Source organism: Micromonospora sp. NPDC049089 (assembly GCF_040648775.1).
Lineage (GTDB): Bacteria > Actinomycetota > Actinomycetes > Mycobacteriales > Micromonosporaceae > Micromonospora.
Genome location: NZ_JBEZEH010000282.1, coordinates 1 through 7182 on the forward strand (window position 1 = coordinate 1; position 7182 = coordinate 7182).

8 protein-coding genes are annotated in these 7182 nt (G+C 69.1%); all 8 read right to left on the reverse strand.

What is annotated here, in order from left to right; translation table 11 throughout:
• Window positions 1–283: 283 nt before the first annotated feature.
• The 8 genes from AB0B48_RS30915 to AB0B48_RS30950 all read right to left on the reverse strand — a co-directional run bounded on the left by AB0B48_RS30915 (window position 284) and on the right by AB0B48_RS30950 (window position 7124).
• Window positions 284–733 carry a metal-sulfur cluster assembly factor gene (locus tag AB0B48_RS30915; protein WP_355009957.1) on the reverse strand — a complete coding sequence of 150 codons (450 nt, stop codon included), beginning with the start codon at window positions 731–733 and terminating at the stop codon, window positions 284–286.
• Between the two features lie 67 nt (window positions 734–800).
• Window positions 801–1274: a Fe-S cluster assembly sulfur transfer protein SufU gene (gene sufU, locus AB0B48_RS30920; protein WP_091403700.1), complete on the reverse strand. Its 474-nt coding sequence runs from the start codon at window positions 1272–1274 to the stop codon at window positions 801–803.
• The gene (locus tag AB0B48_RS30925) at window positions 1274–2578 is read right to left on the reverse strand and encodes a cysteine desulfurase (protein WP_355009956.1); all 1305 of its coding nucleotides are present in this window, start codon (window positions 2576–2578) and stop codon (window positions 1274–1276) included. The genes sufU and AB0B48_RS30925 overlap by 1 nt, the downstream gene beginning before the upstream one ends.
• Before the next feature lie 20 nt (window positions 2579–2598).
• Window positions 2599–3372, reverse strand: a complete 774-nt coding sequence (gene sufC, locus AB0B48_RS30930; RefSeq protein WP_357207735.1) for a Fe-S cluster assembly ATPase SufC — start codon at window positions 3370–3372, stop codon at window positions 2599–2601.
• On the reverse strand, window positions 3372–3698 hold the full coding sequence (locus tag AB0B48_RS30935; RefSeq protein WP_357207738.1) for a non-heme iron oxygenase ferredoxin subunit: 327 nt from the start codon (window positions 3696–3698) through the stop codon (window positions 3372–3374). The genes sufC and AB0B48_RS30935 overlap by 1 nt, the downstream gene beginning before the upstream one ends.
• A complete protein-coding gene (gene sufD / locus AB0B48_RS30940) occupies window positions 3698–4897 on the reverse strand; it encodes a Fe-S cluster assembly protein SufD (protein ID WP_357207741.1) in 1200 nt (399 codons plus the stop codon). Before sufD ends, AB0B48_RS30935 begins: the two co-directional genes overlap by 1 nt.
• 89 nt (window positions 4898–4986) lie before the next feature.
• On the reverse strand, window positions 4987–6417 hold the full coding sequence (sufB, locus tag AB0B48_RS30945) for a Fe-S cluster assembly protein SufB (RefSeq protein WP_074312771.1): 1431 nt from the start codon (window positions 6415–6417) through the stop codon (window positions 4987–4989).
• On the reverse strand, window positions 6414–7124 hold the full coding sequence (locus AB0B48_RS30950) for an HTH domain-containing protein (RefSeq protein ID WP_357207744.1): 711 nt from the start codon (window positions 7122–7124) through the stop codon (window positions 6414–6416). The genes sufB and AB0B48_RS30950 overlap by 4 nt, the downstream gene beginning before the upstream one ends.
• Between the last annotated feature and the right edge of the window lie 58 nt (window positions 7125–7182).

The following is a 7182-nucleotide window of genomic DNA, read 5'->3' on the forward strand; positions in this document are numbered from 1 at the left end:
CGACCGCCGCCCCTTTGTAGATCGAAACCCCGGCCCTGGTGCCCCCGCCCACCAAGATCGCACTCGAACCAGGATGTTGGGGCCTCGGCGACGCACCGAGGCCACTACATCGAGGATCAAGCGCGATCTTGGGGTGTTCTGGGATCGGCCGAGGGAGCAGAGCCGAACCTCAGGCGGTCAGTCGGGGGTCGCGAGCTGGTCGCCGACCGCGTGCTGAACTGGTCTGGAAACGCGTCGAGCGCGGCACCCGGACGGGTACCGCGCTCGACGAAGTGGGATCGGTTCAGACGTTGAAGCCGAGGGAGCGAAGCTGGTCCCGACCCTCGTCAGTGATCTTGTCCGGGCCCCACGGCGGGAGCCACACCCAGTTGATCCGGATGTCGTTGACCAGGCCACCGCCGGGGCCGGTGGTCAGCGCCTGCCGGGTCTGGTCCTCGATGACGTCGGTCAGCGGGCAGGCCGCCGAGGTGAGCGTCATGTCCAGGGTGGCGACGTTCTCGTCGTCGACGTGGACGCCGTACACGAGGCCAAGGTCGACCACGTTGATGCCGAGCTCCGGGTCGACGACGTCCTTCATCGCCTCCTCGATGTCGGCGATCATGGCCTTGCTGACGCCGCCCGCAGGAGCGGCGGCGTCAGAGGTGCCGTCGGTCGTCGCGGCGTCGGTCTGCGGCACCACAGTGGTGTCACCGGCCTCCGGCGTCGCCTCAGTAGCAGCGATGTGCTCGCTCATGCCGTCCCTCCGCTTCGCTGCGTGATGCCGCAAGGCACCACTGTGTCATTCGCTCGCTGACGCTCGCTCACGCCTTCACCTCCGGGCTCACGCCCACACCGGCGCGTGCCGCGGCGTCCTTGAACGCCATCCACGGCAGCAGCGCGCACTTGACCCGGGCGGGGTAACGGGCCACACCCGCGAAAGCAACCCCGTCACCGAGCACGTCCTCGTCCGGCGTGACCTGGCCACGTCCGGACATCAATTCCACGAACGCCTCGTGCACCTCGAATGCTTCCCCGGCGCCCCGACCACGCAGCAACTCGTGCAGCACACTCGCCGACGCCTGGCTGATCGAGCAGCCCATCCCGTCGTACGAGATGTCGTGCAGCACTGTGCCGTCGGTGGCCACCCGGACGGTGACCTCGTCACCGCAGGTGGGGTTGACGTGGTGCGCCTCCGCGACCTGGTCGCCCGGGTCGTCGGCATCGCGCAGGCCACGCCCGTGCGGGCGCTTGTAGTGGTCCAGGATGATCTCCTGGTAGAGCTGGTCGAGCTGCATCAGTCGAACACCTTCCGTACCTGCTCCAGACCGGCCACCAGAGCGTCGATCTCCTCGGTGGTGGTGTAGAGGTAGAACGAGGCCCGGGTCATGGCGGGGACGCCGAACCGGCTGCACACCGGCTTGGCACAGTGGTGACCCACCCGCACCTGCACGCCGAGCGAGTCGAGCACCTGACCCACGTCGTGCGGGTGCACGTCACCGAGCGCGAACGAGATGGTGCCGCCCCGGCCCACCGGCACTGTCGGGCCGAAGATCCGCAGGTCCGGCACCGAGCCGAAGGCGTCCAGCGCGTACGCCGTCAGCTCCTTCTCGTGCCACTGGATGGCTCGCATCCCGACGCCGGTCAGGTAGTCCACCGCCGCGCCCAACGCGACCGCCTCGGCGATCGGCGGGGTGCCGGCCTCGAACCGGGCCGGCGGGGCGGCGAACGTCGAGCGGCCCATGGTGACCGTCTCGATCATCGAGCCGCCGCCCATCACCGGCGGCATGGCCGCCAGCAGCTCGGCCCGGCCCCAGAGCACACCGATGCCGGTGGGGCCGCACATCTTGTGGCCGGTGAACACGATGTAGTCGGCGTCCAGGTCGACCACGTCGAGGGGCAGGTGCGGCGCCGACTGCGAGCAGTCCAGCAGCAGCAGCGCGCCCACCTCGCGGACCCGAGCGGTGATCCGGGAGGTCGCGTTGACAGTGCCCAGGATGTTCGACACGTGCACCAACGAGACGATCTTCGTCCGTTCGGTGACCAGGTCCTCCAGGCCCGACTCGTCCAGCCGGCCCTGGTCGGTGACCGGGAACCAGCGCAGGGTCGCGCCGGTCCGCTCACAGAGCAGCTGCCACGGGACGATGTTCGAGTGGTGCTCCATCTCGGAGATCACCACCTCGTCGCCGGGACCGAGCCGGAACCGGGGGTCGGCGTCCGCGCGCAGCGAGGCGTTCGAGAAGGCGTACGCCACGATGTTGATCGCCTCGGTGGAGTTCTTGGTGAACACCACCTCGTCGACGCTCGGCGCGTTGATGAACGCGGCGACCTTCGCCCGCGCCCCCTCGTACGCCTCGGTGGCCTCGGTGCCCAGGGTGTGCACCGACCGCGACACGTTCGCGTTGTGCCGCGCGTAGTGCTCGTCGAGCACGTCGAGCACCTGGCGCGGTTTGTGGGAGGTGTTGGCGCTGTCGAGGTAGACCAGCGGGTGCCCGTTGATCTCCCGGTCCAGGATCGGGAAATCGGCGCGCACCCGGGCCACGTCGAAACGCGGCACGTCGTCGTACTGCGGCATCCCCTCGGGGATCGCGATGCTGGTCATCTCGGCAGCGCCTCTTTCGCTCAGGCCTTGGCCGTGCCGGCCCCGGCGGCGTACCGCTCGTAGCCCTCGGCCTCGAGCTTGTCGGCCAGCTCCGGGCCGCCCTGCTCGACGATCCGGCCGGCCACGAAGACGTGCACGAAGTCCGGCTTGATGTAGCGCAGGATCCGCGTGTAGTGGGTGATCAGCAGCACGCCGGTGTCGCCGGTGTCGCGGACCCGGTTGACGCCCGCGCTGACCACGCGCAGCGCGTCCACGTCGAGACCGGAGTCGGTCTCGTCGAGGATCGCGATCTTCGGCTTGAGAAGCTCCAGCTGGACGATCTCGTGCCGCTTCTTCTCACCACCGGAGAAGCCCTCGTTGACGTTGCGCTGGGCGAACGCCGGGTCCATCTGGAGGCGCTCCATAGCGCCGCGCAGCTCGCCACCCCAGGTACGGAGCTTCGGCGCCTCGCCGTCGATGGCGGTCTTCGCGGTCCGCAGGAAGTTCGCCACCGAGACGCCGGGCACCTCGACCGGGTACTGCATGGCCAGGAAGAGACCGGCGCGGGCGCGCTCGTCGACAGTCATCGCCAGCACGTCCTCGCCGTCGAGGGTCACCGTACCGCCGGTGATCTCGTACTTGGGGTGGCCGGCGATCGAGTACGCCAGGGTGGACTTGCCGGAGCCGTTCGGGCCCATGATCGCGTGGGTCTCGCCCGACTTCACGGTCAGGTCGACGCCGGCCAGGATCGGCTTGAGCTCACCCTCGGGCAGCTTGACCGACACCTTCAGGTCGCGGATCTCCAGGGTGCTCATTATCGGGTCACTCCATTACTCGGCGTCAGGCTGAGGTAGATGTCGCCGTCGCGGACTTCGACGGGGTAGACGGGGACGGGTTCGGTGGCGGGCAGGCCGGTCGGCTCGCCGGTGCGCAGGTCGAAGCGCGAGCCGTGCAACCAGCACTCGAGCGTGCAGCCGTCGACCTCGCCCTCGGAGAGCGCGACAGCGGCGTGCGAGCACTCGTCGTACGCGGCGTAGAAGTTGCCGTCCTCGCCGTGCACCAGGGCGATCGGGGTGCCGTCGACGTCCGCGCGGATCGCGGTGCCCTTCGGCACGTCCTCGGTGGAGCAGAGCCGGATCATCAAGCGCCGGCCTTGGTCAGCCGGGCCTCGATCGCGTCGCCGAGGCTCTCCCGCAGCGACTCCACCGGGATCTTGTTGATCAGCTCGGCGAAGAAGCCACGGACCACCAGCCGGCGGGCCTCACTCTCCGGGATGCCCCGGGCCATCAGGTAGAACAGCTGCTCGTCGTCGAAGCGGCCGGTCGCGCTGGCGTGACCGGCGCCGGCGATCTCGCCGGTCTCGATCTCCAGATTGGGTACGGAGTCCGCCCGCGCGCCGTCGGTGAGCAGCAGGTTCCGGTTGATCTCGTACGTGTCGGTGCCGGTCGCCTCGGCCTGGATGAGCACGTCGCCCACCCAGACGGTGTGCGCGCTCTCGCCCTGCAGAGCGCCCCGGTAGCCGACGTAGCTGCGGCAGTCCGGCACATTGTGGTCGACCAACTGCCGGTGCTCCAGGTGCTGGCCGGAGTCGGCGAAGTAGACGCCGTACAGCTCGGCCTCGCCCCCGCGCCCGGTGTATTCCACGCTGGTGAACTGCCGGACCAGGTCGCCACCCAGGGAGACCTGGATGTGGATGACCTTGGCGTCCCGACCCAGCTTGATCTTCAGGTGCTGGACCTGGACCGCGTCGTCGGCCCAGTCGGCGACCGTGACCAGCGTCAGCTTCGCGCCATCGGCCACGGCGACCTCGACGTTGTCGGCCAGGGTGGCCGACCCGACGTGCTCCAGCACCACTGTCGCCTCGGCGAACCGGCCCACCTCGACGAAGGTGTGACCGAACGCCGGCTGCTCGACGCCCTCGCCGACCACCCGCAGCCGTACCGCCTCGCCGAGCACCACGTCGGGGTCCACCCGCAGCAGCAGTGCGTCCGCGGCGGCACCGTAAGCCAACGCGCTGACCCGGTCGACCGGGATCAGCACGCTGCCGACGCGCTCGTCGTCACGGCCGACCCGGGTGATGGCGACGCCCTCGGGCAGGTCACCGTACTCGTGTCGGACCGCGCCGGTAGCGGCCGGCGCGTCGTCCGACGACTCCAGCTCGGCGCGGCTGGCGCCGCGCAGCGACCTGGAGCCGTCGCCGGTAAGGCCGCGCAGGCGCTTGAGCGGGGTGAAGCGCCACTCCTCCTCCAGGCCGGTGAGGGCCGGGAAGTCGGCGACGTCGTACGAGCGCAGCGCCTGCGACTTGGTGCTGGGCGGCGGCGCGGAAGCCTGGGTAGTCATGTCTTCCTTGGTCTGTCTGTTCCGTGACGACGAGTTGGGGCCGGGTGTGACGGGCCGAGGTTCCGGCCCGTCACGGGGGAACGGCGGCGTCAGCCGACCGCGCCCTCCATCTGAAGCTCGATCAGGCGGTTGAGCTCCAGGGCGTACTCCATCGGGAGCTCCTTGGCGATCGGCTCGATGAAGCCGCGCACGATCATCGCCATCGCCTCGTCCTCGCTCAGGCCCCGGCTCATCAGGTAGAAGAGCTGGTCATCACTGATCTTGGAGACGGTCGCCTCGTGCCCCATCGACACGTCGTCCTCACGGATGTCGACGTACGGGTAGGTGTCCGAGCGGGAGATCGTGTCGACGAGCAGTGCGTCGCACTTGACGGTGCTCCGGCTGTGGTGCGAACCCTCCAGCACCTGCACCAGACCCCGGTACGAGGTGCGGCCGCCGCCACGGGCGATCGACTTCGACACGATGGTCGAGGAGGTGTGCGGCGCGGCGTGCACCATCTTGGCGCCGGCGTCCTGGTGCTGACCCTCGCCGGCCATCGCCACCGAGAGCACCTCGCCCTTGGCGTGCTCGCCGGTCATGTAGACCGCCGGGTACTTCATGGTCACCTTGGAGCCGATGTTGCCGTCGACCCACTCCATGGTCGCGCCCTCGTGGCAGACGGCGCGCTTGGTGACCAGGTTGTAGACGTTGTTCGACCAGTTCTGGATGGTCGTGTAGCGGCAACGCGCGTTCTTCTTGACGATGATCTCCACGACCGCGCTGTGCAGCGAGTCGGAGGAGTAGAGCGGCGCGGTGCAGCCCTCGACGTAGTGCACGTACGCACCCTCGTCGACGATGATCAGCGTCCGCTCGAACTGGCCCATGTTCTCCGTGTTGATCCGGAAGTAGGCCTGCAGCGGGATCTCGACGTGCACGCCCTTCGGCACGTAGATGAACGAGCCACCGGACCACACCGAGGTGTTCAGGGCGGCGAACTTGTTGTCGCCGACCGGGATCACGGTGCCGAAGTACTCCTTGAAGACGTCCTCGTGCTCGCGCAGCGCCGTGTCGGTGTCCAGGAAGAGGACGCCCTGCTCCTCAAGGTCCTCGCGGATCTTGTGGTAGACGACCTCCGACTCGTACTGCGCCGCGACACCGGCGACCAGCCGCTGCTTCTCCGCCTCCGGGATGCCCAGCCGGTCGTAGGTGTTCTTGATGTCCTCGGGCAGGTCCTCCCAGCTGGTGGCCTGCTTCTCGGTCGACCGGACGAAGTACTTGATGTTGTCGAAGTCGATCCCGGTGAGGTCCGCGCCCCACGCCGGCATCGGCTTACGGCCGAACAGCCGCAGGCCCTTCAGCCGCAGGTCGAGCATCCACGCCGGCTCGTTCTTCTTGGCCGAGATGTCCCGCACCACCGCCTCGTTGATGCCACGCTGGGCGACAGCCCCGGCGGCGTCCGGGTCGGACCAGCCGTACTCGTACCGGCCCAGGGCGGCGAGCTGCTCTTCCTGGGTCAGGGGCTGGACGATCTGCTCGGTCATCTATCTGTCCTCACAGTGGTTACGGGATTACCGGATTGAGCACGGCCCGGCTGGGTCGGGATGTGCGTGGTGCACACCCCGTCGCCGTGCGCGATGGTGGCCAGACGCTGCACGTGGGTGCCGACCAGACGGGAGATGACCGCGGTCTCGGCCTCGCACAGCTGAGGAAACTCGGCGGCCACGTGCGCCACCGGGCAGTGGTGCTGACAGAGCTGGCCGCCAGAGGCGATCGTGGTCGCATTGGCAGCGTAACCCTCGCCCGTGAGCGCTGCGGCAAGTGCCTCGGCTCGCGCGAGAGGGTCGTCGCCCGCATCCTCCATGGCCGCCCGACAGCGCGACTCGAGAGCGGACACCTGCTCGGTGGCGAACGCCTCCACCGCGTCCGGGCCGCCGCTGCGGGCGATCCAGCGCAGCGCGGCGGTGGCCATGTTGTCGTAGTGGTGTGTGCCACAGCGGACCCGGGCGGCCTCGGTCAGCAGGAACACCTTCGCCGGGCGGCCCCGACCGCGACTGCCCTGCACGGGCTGCTCGCGGGCGTACACGTCACCATCCGCAAGCATCGCGTCGAGGTGTCGGCGGATCGCCGCCGGGCTGAGCCCGAGCGCCGCGCCTAGCTGCGCGGCGGTGGTGGCACCCTGCTCCAACAGCAACTGGGTGACCCGATCCCGGGCGCCCACCGAGAGCGAGCGCGACACGTCGTCGACCACAGCCGATCCCGCCGAGCCGACAGATGTGGCGCGTGACGGGGCGTTCTGGGCGTGGACA

Coding starts and splice junctions, on each gene's coding strand:
- AB0B48_RS30925 (WP_355009956.1), bottom strand. CDS start 2,578: ATGACCAGCATCGCGATCCCCGAGGGGATGCCGCAGTACGACGACGTG.
- sufB (WP_074312771.1), bottom strand. CDS start 6,417: ATGACCGAGCAGATCGTCCAGCCCCTGACCCAGGAAGAGCAGCTCGCC.
- sufU (WP_091403700.1), bottom strand. CDS start 1,274: ATGCAGCTCGACCAGCTCTACCAGGAGATCATCCTGGACCACTACAAG.
- AB0B48_RS30935 (WP_357207738.1), bottom strand. CDS start 3,698: ATGATCCGGCTCTGCTCCACCGAGGACGTGCCGAAGGGCACCGCGATC.
- sufD (WP_357207741.1), bottom strand. CDS start 4,897: ATGACTACCCAGGCTTCCGCGCCGCCGCCCAGCACCAAGTCGCAGGCG.
- AB0B48_RS30915 (WP_355009957.1), bottom strand. CDS start 733: ATGAGCGAGCACATCGCTGCTACTGAGGCGACGCCGGAGGCCGGTGAC.
- sufC (WP_357207735.1), bottom strand. CDS start 3,372: ATGAGCACCCTGGAGATCCGCGACCTGAAGGTGTCGGTCAAGCTGCCC.